General features: G+C 40.2%; 12 protein-coding genes. 8 read left to right on the top strand and 4 right to left on the bottom strand.

Going from position 1 to position 17,091, the window contains the following annotated elements:
• The first annotated feature begins 326 nt into the window (after nt 1-326).
• Together V7K56_RS23535 and V7K56_RS23530 are read left to right on the top strand one after the other, a co-directional pair.
• Nucleotides 327-3,356, top strand: coding sequence for a zinc-dependent metalloprotease (locus V7K56_RS23535; RefSeq protein ID WP_334914128.1), 3,030 nt, complete (start codon nt 327-329; stop codon nt 3,354-3,356).
• Between the two features lie 318 nt (nt 3,357-3,674).
• Nucleotides 3,675-4,004 carry a hypothetical protein gene (locus V7K56_RS23530; protein ID WP_334914126.1) on the top strand — a complete coding sequence of 110 codons (330 nt, stop codon included), beginning with the start codon at nt 3,675-3,677 and terminating at the stop codon, nt 4,002-4,004.
• Here the strand turns inward: V7K56_RS23530 and V7K56_RS23525 are convergent.
• Complete coding sequence (locus V7K56_RS23525) at nt 4,001-4,735, bottom strand: DUF1995 family protein (protein WP_334914124.1); 735 nt, start codon at nt 4,733-4,735, stop codon at nt 4,001-4,003. The genes V7K56_RS23530 and V7K56_RS23525 overlap by 4 nt on opposite strands.
• Before the next feature lie 238 nt (nt 4,736-4,973).
• Between V7K56_RS23525 and V7K56_RS23520 the strand changes: the two genes are divergently transcribed.
• The 4 genes from V7K56_RS23520 (at nt 4,974) to V7K56_RS23505 (ending at nt 9,569) form a co-directional block, all read left to right on the top strand.
• Entirely contained in the window at nt 4,974-5,786 is an 813-nt protein-coding gene (locus V7K56_RS23520; RefSeq protein WP_334914122.1) for a DUF2382 domain-containing protein, read from the top strand.
• Between the two features lie 458 nt (nt 5,787-6,244).
• Nucleotides 6,245-7,219 (top strand): DUF2382 domain-containing protein, encoded by a 975-nt coding sequence (locus tag V7K56_RS23515; RefSeq protein WP_334914120.1) that lies wholly within the window; start codon nt 6,245-6,247, stop codon nt 7,217-7,219.
• 264 nt (nt 7,220-7,483) lie between these two features.
• Complete coding sequence (locus V7K56_RS23510) at nt 7,484-8,365, top strand: YsnF/AvaK domain-containing protein (RefSeq protein WP_334914118.1); 882 nt, start codon at nt 7,484-7,486, stop codon at nt 8,363-8,365.
• Between the two features lie 289 nt (nt 8,366-8,654).
• A complete protein-coding gene (locus V7K56_RS23505; RefSeq protein ID WP_334914116.1) occupies nt 8,655-9,569 on the top strand; it encodes an ion channel in 915 nt (304 codons plus the stop codon).
• 20 nt (nt 9,570-9,589) lie between these two features.
• On the opposite strand, the gene V7K56_RS23500 is transcribed toward V7K56_RS23505, so the two are convergent.
• Complete coding sequence (locus tag V7K56_RS23500) at nt 9,590-9,784, bottom strand: hypothetical protein (RefSeq protein WP_334914114.1); 195 nt, start codon at nt 9,782-9,784, stop codon at nt 9,590-9,592.
• Between the two features lie 244 nt (nt 9,785-10,028).
• On the opposite strand from V7K56_RS23500, the gene V7K56_RS23495 reads away from it, so the two are divergent.
• Entirely contained in the window at nt 10,029-11,744 is a 1,716-nt protein-coding gene (locus tag V7K56_RS23495; RefSeq protein WP_334914112.1) for an alpha/beta hydrolase, read from the top strand.
• 175 nt (nt 11,745-11,919) lie between these two features.
• Here the strand turns inward: V7K56_RS23495 and V7K56_RS23490 are convergent, their stop codons facing one another.
• Nucleotides 11,920-13,251: an HlyD family efflux transporter periplasmic adaptor subunit gene (locus tag V7K56_RS23490; RefSeq protein ID WP_334914110.1), complete on the bottom strand. Its 1,332-nt coding sequence runs from the start codon at nt 13,249-13,251 to the stop codon at nt 11,920-11,922.
• Nucleotides 13,252-14,657: 1,406 nt separating this feature from the next.
• Between V7K56_RS23490 and V7K56_RS23485 the strand changes: the two genes are divergently transcribed.
• Nucleotides 14,658-16,802, top strand: a complete 2,145-nt coding sequence (locus tag V7K56_RS23485; protein WP_334914108.1) for a peptidase domain-containing ABC transporter — start codon at nt 14,658-14,660, stop codon at nt 16,800-16,802.
• A 27-nt stretch (nt 16,803-16,829) separates the two neighbouring features.
• On the opposite strand, the gene V7K56_RS23480 is transcribed toward V7K56_RS23485, so the two are convergent.
• A partial coding sequence (locus V7K56_RS23480) for a hypothetical protein (protein WP_334914106.1) occupies nt 16,830-17,091 on the bottom strand: 262 nt, incomplete at its 5' end.

The following is a 17,091-nucleotide window of genomic DNA, read 5'->3' as shown; positions in this document are numbered from 1 at the left end:
TCTTCTCATGATGTAAATAAAGTGTTAGCTTAAAAATTCTTTCAAAAATCAAGTAACTCCATGATTTAGCTAAATTTTTATATTTTTTTCCCAGAAATTTACAGTCTGATGTAAAAATCATACTTACTGTTTGTTGTAGATGCAATTGTTAGGAAAAATCCTACACTAAAACAGTACAACAAAGTTGAAAAATGGCAATTCAAATTAAACTTGAAAGTTTGTTGCCTAATATAAAGCAGTTAAGAGAGAGAATCGCCAGAAGGCAGGTTATCTGGCTTTGCAAAAGTTAAAAATTAACGAGAGATAGTTATCAGGTCATGAATGCGATGAACAGATTAACCTTTTATATGATTTTGTTACATAGTTTGTTTTTAGGGATAGCGACAGCTAGTGCTAAGTCACCGTTTCTTAACAATGTTGATACAGATTTGTCAGCTAACCAAATCGCTGTAAAAAATGTAGTAACAGCCAGAAATGGGGAAAAATCCAATAGTCACTTATCGACAAAAACTTCTTCAACTAAAATTTCAGCATTATCACTAAAGGATATCAATAATCCTCAGAAACGGAGGCTACCGTCAGGGCAAGTTTGGGTAGTTAATCAAAATAAACACGTACAGCCTCAACCGTTTATTTGGATAGTAGAAAATCTGAAAAAAGCAGGTCAGCAACCATTCTTACAAGTTGCAAAACCCTCAGAAAAACCGGATGCAAAGCCCGATTCTAATACTAAACCAGCAGCAAAGGATGATTTAGAGCCATTTAACGAAGTAATTAAAAACACCCAAAAGTCAGGAGGATTGTTCACACTTTATCGCAATAAAGAAAAGAATAAGATTTATCTAGAAATTAAGCCAGAACAACTTAATAAAAATTACCTAGCTACAGCAACCCTGGAATCGGGTATTGGCGAACGGGGTATTTACAGTGGTATGCCTCTACAAGATTTTTTGTTTTATTTCCAACGGGTGGATGATAAACTACACTTTGTCATCCGCAATGTGAATTTTCGCACTCGTGAGGGAGATCCGCAAGTGCGATCGCTGACACGATCTTTTAGTGACTCCGTTCTCTACACCATTTCCATTAAAAGCATTCATCCACAACGCAAAACTATTCTCATTGACTTGGGAGATTTGTTACTCACAGACTTAGCTGGATTATCTGCAAGTTTAGGAGTCCCGCCAAGCACAGACCAGTCTTATTTTGGTACTGCTAAAGCCTTTCCCCAAAACTTAGAAGTCGAGTCAGTTTTGAATTACTCTGATAGCGCCGAATCTAAAAGTGAAGTAGCAAGCTTTGCATCGCTAGCTGACAACCGTGGCTTTACCCTGCGCGTTCACTACAGTCTTTCCCAACTACCAGACCTAGATTATCGACCACGCCTTGCTGACGATCGCGTCGGCTATTTCATCACCGCCTATCAAGATTTATCCAAAGACGACGATCGCAGCGATTCTTTTGTCCGCTACATCAATCGCTGGCATTTAGAAAAACAAGACCCGAAAGCAGTCATTTCTCGTCCCAAAAAACCGATTGTCTTCTGGATTGATAACGCTGTACCCTTAGAATACCGCGATGCCATGAAAGAAGGCGTTCTCATGTGGAACAAAGCCTTTCTCAAAGCCGGATTCAAAGATGCAATTGAAGTCCGCCAAATGCCAGATGATGCTACCTGGGATCCGGCAGATATTCGTTACAACACGATTCGCTGGATTAATACAGTCGATGGCTACTTTGCAATGGGACCATCCCGCGTTAACCCATTGACAGGGGAAATTTTGGATGCAGATATTCTCGTAGATGCTAGCTTTATCCGGGCACTCAAGAGTGAATATCGCAAAATCGTCCAACCCAGCCAAACAGAAAATCGCACTACCTTATCAGCTTTGATGCAAAATCGTCTACTTTGCGCCAATGGTTTAGATGCGAAAAACAATGGTGTGCCCCAGAAGATGCAAGGACAAGAGGGGTTGTTGAGTCGTCTATCGAAAATGGCAGGCGAATACGATTTATGCTACGGGATGGAAGCTGCTAACCAGTTTGCCTTTGGTTCGCTGGCGATGTCACTGCTGCCTGATACTATGGCTACTCCAGACCAGATGAAAGAATATATCAATCAATATTTACGTTTAATCATCGCTCACGAAGTTGGACATACTCTTGGTTTGCGTCATAACTTCCGTGGTAGTACACTGCTACCACCACAGGAGATGAATAATACGGAAATTACTAAAACTAAAGGCTTGACAACTTCCGTAATGGACTATATTCCCCCAAATATCGCCCCTCAAGGGACAAAACAGGGAGATTATTTTCCTAGTATGGTGGGGCCTTATGATGAATGGGCGATTAAGTACGGCTACACAACAATTCAGACATCAACTCCTCTAGCAGAAAAGCCAATTTTGGAGGAAATTGCTGCACAATCCTACAAGCCAGAGTTAAGTTATTCCACAGATGAAGATGTATATGACCTTGATCCCACAGCTGATGCTTGGGATAACAGCGGTAATGTGCTGCTTTATTCTCAGTGGCAGTTGAATAATTCGCGGGTGATGTGGGAACGTCTCGATAAGCGTTTCCCAATGGCTGGTGATAGTTACAGCGATGTCAGCGAACGTTTTAGCACAGTATTGGGTAACTATTTTCAGCAAATATATTACACCACAAAATACATCGGTGGACAATCTTTCTATCGCATTCACCCCAGCGAGATACCTTCTGAGAAAGTTTCTGGAGTCCCCCAACACCGTTTACCATTTGAACCAGTGCCCGTTGAAGAACAACGGCAAGCTTTAGAAACGCTGCAAAAGTATGTATTTGCAGAAGATGCCCTCAGTTTTTCACCAGAATTACTGAATAAATTAGCACCTTCCCGTTGGCGACATTGGGGTAGTTCTCCGCAAGTTGGTCGTTTGGATTTTCCCATTCATGACTTGGTGCTACTGATGCAGGGTTCTGTGTTGCGAGATTTATTTTCAGGCGATCGCCTCTCTCGTCTCAAGGATATTGAACTCAAAACTCCCGAAGGAAAAGCACTGACCCTGCCGGAACTATTTGATACTTTACAATCAGATATTTGGACAGAAGTCATCAAACCAAAAGGTAAACCAATGAAGATTACCAGTTTGCGGCGAGGCTTGCAGCGTCAATATTTGGACATTTTGACTAGTATGGTATTGCGAAAAGAAAATGTTCCAGAAGATGCTCGCACTTTAGCTTGGTATAAACTAAAACAGCTTGATGAGAAGCTCAAGGGTGTTAATTCTGAAGATGAATATACCAAAGCGCACTTATTAGAAACGCGCGATCGGATCGAGAAAGTCTTGAATGCACCGTTGCAAACAAATTAAAAAAGTTAAGAGTGAATAATGAGGAGTTAATAGTAAAATTCCTAACTCCTCTTTTTATCTTATAATTTTTGCAAAATATATTGATTATGCTGTGGGTTAAAGGCTTGTTGCTAAACTACTTAGAAAAATATCATTTACGTTTAATGTGAATTAAGTGTAATCTCAAAACCCTTACGGTACAAGAGGCGTTTTTAATTCACATCAGGCGTGAATTATATAGTGCGATCGCCGAAGTTGTTGCTCTGCCGAAACAGCGATATCTAGCAACAAATCGCTTTGCGTCTACGCACTCCCCAACAAACTGAAGCAGTCTCTCTCGTGACGAAAGCAGTCTTCCTCGTGACGGGAGCGTTCTCTCTCGTGACGGGAGCGGTCTTCCTCGTGACGGAAGCGGTCTTCCTCGCAACAGGAGCAGTCTTCCTCGTGATGGGAGCGGTCTTCCTCGTGACGGGAGCAGTCTTCCTCGTGACGGGAGCAGTCTTCCTCGTGACGGGAGCAGTCTTCCTCGTGACGGGAGCAGTCTTCCTCGTGATGGGAGCGGTCTTTTTCGTGACAATTTACTATCAAAGGATAAATAAAAAACTTAAAATGAGGCAGCAGATGATCAACTTTCCTCCTGCTACCTCTGCTTTATTTCCTTTCTCCTAACTACTCAACGCCTTTAAAAACCGTTGCAAACTCTTAAACACGCTGGGCTTTCTTGCAGGTGCCGCATCTGTTGTTGTTTGCGGTTGTCCCTTCATGAGGATGAGATCCAACTCATCACCCGATGGTTTTGTGGGTAATTCGGCAATTATTTGATATTCACCGCCGGTTTCCAGCCAAACTTCCCACTGTCCTGGGTAGCAGCGACATAGGGCACTTTGATCGTCTACAGGGCGGAGGTAATAGACGGATTCAATGGTATTGGTGAAACGCTCGCGAGTTTTCCTTGCTGCATAACCAATGCCCACAACCCCGGAATCTTCTAAGCGGGGATTTAACAAGACTACAGGGCGATCGCCTATTACTTCACACAACTTTTCTAACTGCGGCACTTCTACGGATGTTGGGGCGATGAATAAGAAAATTTCATCCTCTGGCTGAATTTTTGTCTGCAAGGAAGCAGCCCTACCCGTACCAATATCCAAAATTTGAAATGGTGCATCTACCCAATCACGCCGGGCTAGGGCCGCAGCCCCAGCGTCAGCAAAGAAAATCTTCAAACGGGAATCATAATCTGTAAAGGCTGGCAGAAATTGTTCCGCCACCGGCATAAACTTCAGTTCTGGGAACAGGAATTCAACTTGTATGCGAGTACAGCCATCTGCAAGGGCAGCTTGGACAGCTACACGAGATTGGGCGATCGCATCTTCAAGACTATTTGGAAGTTCACTCATAATCTGCATGGTTCTGTAGTGTCTACTCCCATTGTTTCAGTATTAGCTCTTAATTAGGACTTACGCAGAGGAGATTGCCCAATCCCCTTAAAATGCAGGACTGTTTCACTTGAATATTTCTCTAAATAATATAAATCCTCAAATATCTCCATTGAACTCAGTCGCCAGCAGGAGGATACTTAGCTCAATATTTTTTATACTTGGAAAGAAATCTTATAAACAACTGTAGGAACAGTGTATGCCTCTTCATAAACTTGAACATTTCGACCAAAATTATCGAGATACTTTTGGCGGAGACGATCTCAAAGCGCTGGATCTTTATACTGACGGAGGAGACAGAGTTGGCTCAGTTGCTGATGTTTTAGTTGATGATGATGGTCATTTCCGCTATTTAATTATTGATATAAGCTTAGATTTTGTTAGCAAGAAAATCTTACTACCAACTGGTCTTTGCCGGATCAGTTATCTAGAAAGACGCGTCTATGTTGATGGGTTAAGCAGACAGCAAATAGAAGGTTTACCCGATCATACAGAAGATGCGATCCTTAATAATGATTACGAAGAAAAGGTACGTAGTGTATTTCGTTCTCCAACTAGCGGTGTGACTTCCAATCGCGATACATACAATTACCAAGAAGATCCAGATTTATATGGGTTGAATGAGCAATCTCATCAAACTTTTAAACTCTATGAAGAACGATTAATTGCTAACAAACATCGCATCAAAACCGGAGAAGTAACGGTTGGTAAGCATATTGAAACAGAAACTGTAAGCGTTACAGTACCTGTTCAAAAAGAACGAGTTCTGATTGAGCGAGTTACGCCAACAGAAGCAGGAAAGGTTGTAAATTCTAATGAACTTCAGTTTCAAGAAGGGGAAGTAGCACGCATAGAAGTGTATGAAGAAACACCTGAGATACATAAAGAAGCGTTTGTGCGTGAAGAAGTCCGGGTGAAGAAAGTAGTAGAACAAGACACTGTGGAAGCACAAGACACTATTCGTCGAGAAGAGTTAGATGTTGATACTGCGGGAGATTTACATGTGCAATAATATGGTATTACTGCACATGAAGCTATTTAATTAGCTGGTTTATACATTTGTTTGATAGATTTATCTGAAAATAATCATGCAGGCAAAGTTAATTTTTATCTTTGCCTGTGTTTTTTATTCAATAACAAGATTCTCGACTTTCTATAAAGTTGGAAATCTTAATATTTAAAAAAAATTACAATTTGAGAAATTATGTACAGATCCAAAAATACAAAACTTTGTATTGAAAATTTTAATATACCTGATTAATACAGTTTATTAAAGCTAGACATATCTTTACAAAAGCAAAGTGATGCTCGCAATTTCATGTCTCTAGTTAGCCAGATCATCAAAAATTTCTATAACTTTCGATTATTTAACTCTGGAAATAATTCATTCGGCAGATGGATGTACAAAAATAAATAAATGTCTAGTTTAGATGTTAAAGGATGAAAAAAATATTTGAGGTTAAACATATCATGGTTCTTTACAAATTAGAAGATTTTGAGCCTAGCTATCGAGAGAGTTTTGATAATCATGACATTAAGGGGCTAGGTGTATATACACAGGGAACTGATGAAAAAGTTGGTACAGTTAGCGATGTTTTAGTTGATGAAGAAGGTCATTTTCGCTATCTAGTTGTTGACTTAGGCTTCTGGATTTTTGGTAAAAAAGTATTACTACCAATTGGCCGCGCCCGTATCGACTATAACGTTGATCGCGTTTACACAATTGGCTTGACTAGAGAGCAAGCTGAAGATTTGCCTGAGTTCGATGAACGTCAAACCCTTGATTACGATTATGAAGAACGGGTGCGTGGGGTATATCGTCAACCCACAAACTACAATAATCTTCCTGTAGAAGCTGCAACACCATTAGACCCTTTAGCAGGATTAGATCCTTTAGGAACGCCTGTAACACCATTAGGTACAACTCCTACTTACGCCAGTGGTAGCTATACTTATGAAAATGAGCCTCCATTAGGTACAACTCCTACAACTCCTACTTACACCCGTGATAGCTATACTTACGAAAATGAGCCTGCTTTATACGGGTTAAATGAGCAAGATCATCAAACTCTGAGATTGTATGAAGAACGGCTAATTGCTAGCAAACGACGCCAAAAAACTGGAGAAGTAACAATTGGCAAGCATGTTGAAACTGATACTGCACGGGTTGCAGTGCCAGTAGAAAGAGAACGAGTTGTGATTGAGCGTGTAACTCCAGCAGATGCAGGTACGGCTGTTTCTGGGCGCGAAGCAGATTTCCGTGAAGGTGAAGTTGCTCGCATAGAAATCCATGAAGAAACTGCTGATGTTCGCAAAGAAGCATTTTTGCGTGAAGAAGTCAGAGTTAGAAAAGTAGTCGATCAAGACACAGTTGAAACTCAAGAAACCGTGCGTCGTGAAGAGTTAGATGTAAATTCTGGTAATCTTCCAATTGAAGAACGCTAACTAAACATAGTCATTAGCTAGTAACTAATGACTAATGACTAATAATTAATTCTACACAGTGCAGGTAAGGCTGTTGAATTAGCTTTACCTGTACTTGTAATACCTAATACCACTTTGGAGTTGGGATTGCAAATATTACTCTGGATATGAGTTGGAGAAATGCATTGATCGCAAATATTTTCTAAATGGTATCCAGATGATTAATACATTTAATTTAGCTAAGTAGAAAGCAGTTCGTAAATTTTCCAGATGAATAGCCAAACTATGGCAAAAAACACTTTACAGGCAAAGGGTAATTCTCGCACTAGCTCCTCGCTGGCAGATTTAAGAAAGAAGGTGAATAATTTTGCTGTGTTTGATAATCAAGGTCAGCTAGTAGGAGTAGTTCATGATTTAATTGTGGATGATAATCGTCGGCTAAACCTCGTTATATCTAACCAGGCTAATCAAAAAACTGCTGAATATAACCAGCAGTTAGCTGATAAACATCCTTCTTTATTTCAGTTGCAGAGCCAGAGAATAAAAAAAATAGACAAGCCGACTCAATCTGTTTTCATAGACTTAAACAAATCAGAAATTGAATATATGCCTGAATATTTAGAATCAGAAACACCAGGCGATTTTAACTCAACTGAGCAACTAGCTAACAATCAAATGACAAATAGCCCAGTTGAGTCATTAAATAATTTAGAACAGGTTCCTGAAGAACAGATTATTCGTCTAATAGAAGAACGACTAGTTGTTGAAAGCAGTAAGCGTAAAGTTGGTGAGGTAATTGTTCGCAAAGTAATTGAAACCCAGATGGTACAAGTTCCTGTCCGGCGTGAAAAGCTGATTGTGGAACAAATTAGCCCAGAACACAAACAACTTGCAGAAATTGATTTAGGACAAGATGAAATTCCTGGCGTTGATTTGACCGAAGCAGAAAGACTTGAAGCTACACATTTTGACAACAATGGTTTAACGGTAAGCGGCGAATTTAGCTCACCAAGAATTGCTAATTTATTATTGAATGCGATCGCACTAGAGCGAAATCACGGCTGCAAGCAGGTGCGTGTTACCATTGCTGTTGAAGATGAGTTACACCAAAAAAAATACCAGGAGTGGTTTGATCGCTGTTCTAAAGGTCAATCACTAAAGCCATAACAAAAAGTTTCTAGCAGATAAATTATTAGGGTGGTCAATGTCCACCCTATTTTTTTGCTGATTTAACAAAAGAAAGTTTAAGTAGAACGAGTGGAAAAAATTAAATTATGTTAATAAAAGTAAAATAGGCTAAAATCCTCTTTCCTCTTGTCTCCTGTCTCTTCCTGATAAATATTCACACCGATTTACTTAAATTTCCACTTACTACTCTCTAATCGTCTAAAGTGAATGTCTCTAAAGCAACTTAATTTACAATACTAAGTAGTTGCCGTTCTTTTGGCTACTTGCAATGAAATTTCGACTGAAGAGACTTTTACCCAAGAAACGACAGCGTCTGATCCCACCGATTAAGATTCAAGTTCAAGACGGAAAATTTGAGATTATAGGTATGGGTGCATGGCATTCCTACTGGCGCGATCCTTATCATCTGCTGCTAACCATTCCCTGGACTGGCTTTCTGCTCCTGATCTGTACTTTCTATATAACTATTAACGCTCTATTTGCCCTAGCTTATTTGATCGGAGGAGATTGTATTGCCAACGCCCAACCTGGCTCTTTTTTTGATGTCTTTTTCTTTAGCGTCCAAACCCTAGCATCCATCGGCTATGGGGCAATGTATCCCAAAACAACTTATGCCAACATTATCGTCACGATTGAATCAATGATCGGTTTAGTGGGAATTGCTGTGATGACAGGACTAGCATTTGCTCGATTTTCTCGACCTACAGCCCGTGTACTCTTTAGCCGTGTTGCTGTCATTACAGTTCATGATGCGATGCCGACTCTTGTATTTCGCAGCGCTAATAAGCGTCGCAATACGATTCTGGAGGCGCAGATGCGAGTATACTTGATGCGCGACGAAGTAACCCTAGAAGGACGATCCATGCGTCGGTTCTACGATCTCAAACTGGTGAGGAACCAAACACCTAGCTTTACGTTAAGCTGGTCAGTGATGCATGTCATTGATGAGTTTAGTCCTCTATACGGGATGACACCAGAATCGTTAACCCAGACAAATACTACGCTGATTGTCTCTTTGAGTGGCATTGATGAAACGGTTGTCCAGGTCGTCAATGCCCGTCATAGCTATAGTGCTAATGAGATTTTGTGGAACAATCAATTTGTCGATATCTTTTACCACACACCCGATGGACATCGCTACCTTGATTACAACCGCTTTCACGATGTTTTACCTTTAGAGTGAAGAGATTAAATTTCTGAAAGTTACTCGGAAGTCTGATTGAGTGGTGATTGTAAAGGTTTAATGACCACTCGACCATTTTCAATTACAGTGCGACTTTTAACCGCGTTCTTACTGTGGTTAACTTGTACATCCTGGCACTGGTTTTTGTGGGAGATATTCTGCTCTTGTTGTTGGTTGAGGACGACAACACAACAGGCGCAGGAAGCAGGGGACATATAACTTAATTTTGATCTCTATATCTATTATCGCGCTACTGATGCTGTTTGGCTGAAAAATTTACTACCCATGTCTTTTGATCTTTCAAAGCTCTTGTCAAATTTTTGGTAAGTACTTGCTTTATTATGCTTGTAGCCTGTTTGATATATCTAAACCAATTAAACAGGAAAGCGGTTATATATCCCGCCCCGCTTTCCTCCCTGCCCAAACTTGTTTGCCAGGGTTAGATAGTGGGTTTTTCTAATGAAAAAATTTTTGAGATATCTGGGTTTAGGTTTGCTATCTACGTTCTTGACTGCTACTCCCGGATTGGGGGCTGAACGCATTAGCTTTTATTATCCTCCCTTCGGCGAATTTTCCTTATCGGTGGATTCGTTGGAAACCTTTGCTAAAGAAGGCAAAATCGATCAAGATTTTTCATTTTATGCTAGTCGTGCGACTCCCGAACAACTTGCTCAACTGCGGGATCTACTCCAGCAGCGCTTTGATGTCACTCCTACACTAGTATCTCAAGTTACCTACTCACCGATAGGCGAGCAGCTGGTGCAACAACTGGGAAAATTACTCCTCACTGAGTCTCGAAAAAATGGCTTTTATGCCATACGTGCCTCTTTAATTTTGTCTGCTGCCGATCAAAAAGAAGGGTTAACGGTTGTGAATTTACTGCGGAAATTTCCTAGCGATACTATCCGAGTAAATTTCACAGAGGGGTTAAGGATAGTTGATGACTTGTCGCAATTGATCAAAAAAAAGGATGAAGTTTTTGCCTCTCTGCAAAAAGAAGCGATCGCTCAAGCAGCCACTTCCAAAATTGATTTCTCCCAAAAACCAGATTTGCGATCGCCAGGAAAATTCACCTGGCAGAAAAAAAGCCTGGAGTTAAATGACATTCGTCGCTCACGCCGTTTACCTGTGGATATCTATCTGCCGTCAGCAGGTTCACAAAAAGCTGGAGAATTACTCTCACCACCCTTTCCCCTGATTGTAATTTCTCACGGACTGGCCTCAGACCGTTCTAGCTTTGTCTATCTGGCTGAACATCTAGCATCCTATGGTTTTGCCGTTGCTGTACTAGAACACCCTGGTAGTAATGCCGAACGCTTTCAGCTATACTTTGCGGGTTTGGCAGGGCCGCCTGATGCAGCAGAATTTATCAACCGACCTTTGGATATCAAATATCTCCTCAATGAACTCCAGCGTCTAGATAAATCCGATCCCACCCTCCAGGGAAAACTCAATTTTCAGCAAGTTGGGGCGATTGGTCAGTCTTTTGGTGGTTATACTGTTTTGACTTTAGCAGGAGCGAATATTAACTTTAGCCAACTGAAGCGAGATTGTAATCCCAATAATTCTTCCTTAAATTTGTCTGTGTTTTTACAGTGTCAAGCAAACGATTTACCACCAATAAATTACGAACTCAAAGACGATCGCATCAAGGCGGTCATGGCGATTAATCCCATTGACAGCTCAGTTTTGGGTCAGGGAGGAATTAGTCAAATTAAAATTCCCGTCATGCTGGTAGCAGGTAGTCAAGATGTTTTTGCACCACCTGTTTTTGAGCAAATTCGCCCCTATACCTGGCTTTCTGACTCCAATAAATACCTGGCTTTGATTGAAAATGCCACCCACTTTTCAGCGATCGCCAAACCTACTCCTCAAAACAATGTCTTACCTGTGCCACCTGCCTTGCTAGGCCCCGATAGCGCTGCTGTTTATTCCTATCTCAACGCCCTCAGCGTCGCTTTTTTAGAAACCCATCTCCTCAATCGCCCTGAATATCGTTCTTATTTGCAGCCTTCCTACGCCAAATTTATCAGCAAAGAGCCACTTAATCTCAGTCTTTTACAGTCGTTGTCGGTAGCTGAGTTCAATCAAATTTGGAGTGGGCCAACTCCCCAGTCCAGCAAACCATCAAATCCTCAACCTACTCCTACCTCTAATCAACCTTTGAGACAGTGAAACAGTCGGCGTTGCTTTTGCAGGGGGGTTAAAGGGATCAAAAACCTGTGGTGTAACTCTCAAATACTTGTGTGTACACACAAGTATTTGAGGAGAATTAGGGAGGATCTAGGTTTCCGGTTTTCAATGGGTAAATCCTGAGTGGTTCTCAATGGCGTCGAATATAGGAAGAAGCCTACAAATCTGTTAGCAGCCTTGCTTTTCTCAGAATAAATGTCATTACAGTTTCTTTTTTGGAAATGATATCAGCTGTAACTTCCATTCCTGGTTGAATGGGATAGGATTTATCGCCCTTTTTTAAATAAAGTCTCTCTGCCTCAATTGTCACCTCATAGTAAGGCGCAATTAGATTGCCGTTAACTTGAGATGTAATAGCGTCGGCGGTTATGGCTCTAACAGCTCCTTTGAGGATGCCGTAATCTGGGTACGGATAGGCAGAAAGCCGCATTTGTACTTCCCCCTGTGAACATTTTGTTACTTGTACGGCTTTACATACCTGCACTTTGCTAATATCAGAAGCGGCAACACGGGCTTTGATTACCAGAGCAGCCCTACTAGGAGCAATTTGAGCGATCGCATCCCCAATCCGCACAACTTGCCCAGGATTTCTTAATTCTAGTTTCAGGATAGTACCTGACTCTGAAGCCTGAATTACAGTTTTTTGCAGTTCTGTTGAGAGTTGTTTTAGCTCTTCTTGAGCGCTGCTAATTTGATTTTGAATGTCTACTTGACGCCCAATAAGTTCTTGTTTTTCTTTGTTCAATGCCGCAAGCATAGACTCACCCTTTGCCCGTTCTTGGGCAATGCGTTCTTGGGCGATCTCCACATTGGCGCTAGTGGGATTGAGTCCAGTTTTGATCCCTTTTGATCTGGCAAATGCAGCCTTAAAAGCTTGTTCTTTTTCTTTAATCTGTAAAGCTGCGATCGCTCCAGTATTTGCTAGCTGCTGATATCGCTTCAGTTCCTCCCTTGCTAACTCCACAGAGGCTTCTACTTCATCCACTTCTGCCTTAGTGGTAATTCCCTTGTCTTTATAATCCCGTTGATTACGACTAAGATCGGCTTGCGCGGAGATAATCGCCTGTCCCATCGAATTGGATTCAGCTGTGATTTGAGTCTGTAGCGCTCTTAGTTGTGCATCGATTTGCGTTCTTTGTAAATGATTCTGCCGAATATTGCCGGCAATTTGGCTTTTTTTACTTTGTAATTGGGTGTCGTAGAGCAGTGCAATTTCATCTCCCCTTTTCACAACTTGATTTTCTTTCACCCTAATGCTTCTAACCGTCCCCTCTGCTGCTGCTTGCACTAACCGTATTTCTCCCGTGGGACGGACAGTACCATCTGCTCTCACGACTATGTTGTATTGAATGACACTTGCAAGACCGAAAGCAGCGCCAACACTTCCAATTAAAAATATCCCTCCCAGCCATGTCCAACTGCTAATCGGAGGAAGATATTCGTCGCTTTCAACTGGTCGGAGAAAGTCCGGTTGGGGGTCAATAAGCATATACGTTAAAAATATTTTGGTTGTGCAAACAATCTAGCAAATAGCTAGTTAGTGCAAGAAGGTAATAGTTATGAACTTCGTACACTACCAAGTATGAAAATGCCGAGCGACATTACATCTATATATATAGATATTTATTGAAAGAGCATTTTCAAGTATAGGAGCCTTTTTTCTGCACTCTGAGAGGTTGTTTGAAAAGTATTATTGCTAACATCTAAGCCTCAGAAATCTAACGTCTCTATACCCCTTTTCTTTTAGAAAAGCGAGGTTTTAAAAGCCTCTCGACCTTTTGGGGAGAGGTTTAGAAAGGGTTTTCTAGTATACTTTGCGACTTTTCAAACATCCTCTGAAAGCTTAGTCTTCTTAGAGCCTCTTCCCTTGGGAGAAGATAAGCCGCTGCTGTCTTAGAGGTTTCTTCATCAGCAATAGCTAAAAACTGATCCATAGCCTAAGTCTATATAACAATTAGTGTCTTTTAGTAAAAAGACCAAATCTTTATAATTTTCTTCTAAAACTTTACCCTTTCTTTATTTACTTGCAAAAATTTCTATAATAGAGAGAAAACTTTTCTTTTCTCTTCTAATTAATAAGTAGTTAAGCTAGTTTAAAAGCGTTGTTATTACAATATTTTATGTATTTTCGATAGTCTCTGTATAAGCAAAATAAAAATGATACTTACGTGATAATACGTAAAATAAAATATTAAGTAAAATTTTTGGAGTTCTCTAAATTTGCTTTTTCATAAATTTGTATAACAAAATACTATTTAACTGATTTAAGGTTTTGGACTTCACAACAGTATTAATACGTCAATTTTTTATTTTCTAGTATAAAATCAGACACTGCTTATTGCAAAAATCTTTATATGCATATATATTTTTGCCATACAATTAAATCCAGAATATTTATCTCTTTAAATAGAATAAAATTTATGGTTTTTTCAGAAAACAGTATAAATATTAGCCAAGTAGTATCTTTACTAAGAATTTGTAATACATATTTCTTAAGAAAATAGTTGTTTTATCAAACTAGTTTCACCCATATAATGTTCGTAACAGCATACAAGCACTCATGAATGCTTTGTTTGCATTGATGAGCAACTGTCAATAAGACTTATGTTCTGCTTTTTGCTCAAAATATCCATCACTTTTGAGTAGTCGTAAAGACAGGTAAGCATAGTAAAAGTTGATACAGTCCGTATCAACTTTTATTTAACAAAGCGAATTTAATATAAACTAATGTAAGTTGCTAGTTACATTCCTTTGAGCATCAAAATCTGATATTTTGTCTAGTGTATTAGAACTATAGTATGACTAAAGTATGGGCTACATTTTTAATCATGCAGGGATAAGACCCTGCTATTTTTTTGGGTTTTGTCACGATGTTATTGGATACTGGAGTGCAAAATGAAATACCAAGTTGTTACACAACATAGTGAAGAAGATTGTGGAGCTGCTTGTCTTGCTTCCATTGCCAAGCACTATCGACGCAACTTTACACTAAATCGTATCCGGGAAGCTGTAGGCACTGGTCAACTAGGAACAACATTGTTAGGACTGAGGCGGGGAGCCGAGGCGCTTGGTTTTAATGCACGCTCAGTCAGAGCATCTAATGAAATATTAGACCGGATGAACCAAGCGCCATTACCAGCAATTATTCACTGGCAAGGCACGCACTGGGTTGTTTTGTATGGTCAAAAAGGTAAGAAATATATAGTTGCCGACCCAGCCGTTAATATCCGTTATGTCTCTAAAAAAGAATTAATCGAAGGTTGGTCAGATAAAGTGATGCTTTTACTAGAGCCAGATTCGGTTCGCTTTTATGCTCAACCTGATGATAAAATAGACGGTCTTGGGCGCTTTATGCGGCGTGTATTGCCTTATGGAAATATACTATTCGAGGCTTTTCTCTGCTCCCTACTTATCGGTCTGCTTTCATTAACTTCTCCATTCCTAATCCAAATTCTGACGGATGATGTACTAGTTCGGGGTGACACCCAGCTTCTTGCTGCTGTAATTATTGCCGTTGTGGTGATGAATCTTGTGTCAAGTAGTTTAAAACTAGTTCAATATAACCTGATTGCCCATTTTGCCCAACGGCTTGAGTTAGGATTAATTTTAGAATTTGCTAGGACAATCCTGCGGTTGCCTTTGACTTACTATGAATCGCGTCGCAGTGGCGAGATTGTAAGTAGATTGCAAGATATTCAACAAATTAATCAATTAATATCTCAAGCAATTATTAGTTTACCAAGCCAATTATTCATTGCAGCAGTTTCTTTAGGTTTTATGCTGTTCTATAGCTGGAAACTTACCTTAGTTGGTGTGATTATTGCGATTGTAATGAGTTTATCTACAATTGTTTTTCTGCCTACGCTTCAACAAAAAATTAGAAGTGTATTAGTCTTAGATGCAGAAAACCAAGGTGTTCTTGTTGAAAGCTTTAAAGGCGCCCTGACACTCAAAACTACTACCGCCGCTCCCCAGTTTTGGGAAGAATTTCAGAACCGATTTGGTCGTTTAGCAAATCAAACATTTCGTACAATTCAAATTGGAATTATTAACGGTATTTTCTCTAGCTTAATTTCTAGTATTGGCAGCATTAGTCTGATTGGTTTCGGCAGCATCCTAGTTATTAACAAGGAACTCAGCATCGGTCAGCTGTTGGCATTTAGCGGGATGAATGGTAATTTTTTATCATTCATTAGTACTGTGCTCAACTTTATAGATGAATTCACTCGTGCCAAAACTGCCACGCAACGCTTAACAGAAGTTATCGATTCCACACCTGAAAATCAAGGCGATACTAAAAAACCTTTTACGAAGATTCCTAGCAACGCTAATATTATTTGTACAAATCTAAATTTTCACTACGCTGGGAGACTAGAGTTACTGCAAGATTTCTCCCTAACTATTCCTGGCGGTCAAGTGATTTCCCTAATTGGTACATCAGGATGTGGCAAAAGTTCTCTCGCTAAACTGATAGCAGGATTATATACACCTAACTCTGGTAACATTCGCATTGGTATTTATAATCTGCAAGACATAGCCCTTGATTGTTTGCGACAACAAGTAGTCCTTGTTCCCCAAGAAGCTCATTTTTGGAGTCGCTCAATTATTGAAAACTTTCGGTTAGGTTCTCCTCACGTCACCTTTGAGCAAATTGTCGCTGCTTGTCAAATTGCAGAAGCAGACGATTTTATTAGTAAACTACCTGAAAAATATCAAACTGTATTAGGTGAATTTGGCTCAAATATTTCTGGTGGACAACGGCAAAGATTGGCTATAGCAAGAGCCATCATCAACGATCCACCAGTCCTGATTTTAGATGAATCAACAGCTGGACTCGATCCAGTTAGTGAAGCTCAAGTTTTGAATCAGCTGTTGTTGCATCGCCAAGGCAAAACTACGATTCTGATTAGCCACCGTCCGAGAGTAATTACTCGTGCTGATTGGATTGTGCTACTAAATGAGGGCAAATTACAAATTCAGGGGACTGTGGAAGATTTGCGTGCCCAATCAGGAAACCATTTAGACTTTTTAACCCCTTAATTAAGCTGATGGACTTTATGGCATTTTTTAGGTACTTAGACTACAACTTAGACGGGGAATAGGGAGTGGTGTCAATACTGGGTAGGTTTTGCCTAAAAAATAGAAATGTGTAGCGACTGTTTTAAAGTGTAGTTGATCGCGGTGCGACAAAGTTTGAAGTACTCCAACACGACTTCGGAGTACCTCAACACGATTTTCAAGTACTTCAACACGACTTCGGAGTACCTCAACACGACTTTCAAGTACTTCAACACGACTTCGGAGTACCTCAACACGACTTTCAAGTACT

It is taken from the genome of Nostoc sp. (genome assembly GCF_036917535.1).
Classification (GTDB): Bacteria; Cyanobacteriota; Cyanobacteriia; order Cyanobacteriales; family Nostocaceae; genus Nostoc.
The sequence above is the reverse complement of the archived record's forward strand: the minus strand, read 5'-3'. Positions and strand labels throughout refer to the sequence as shown.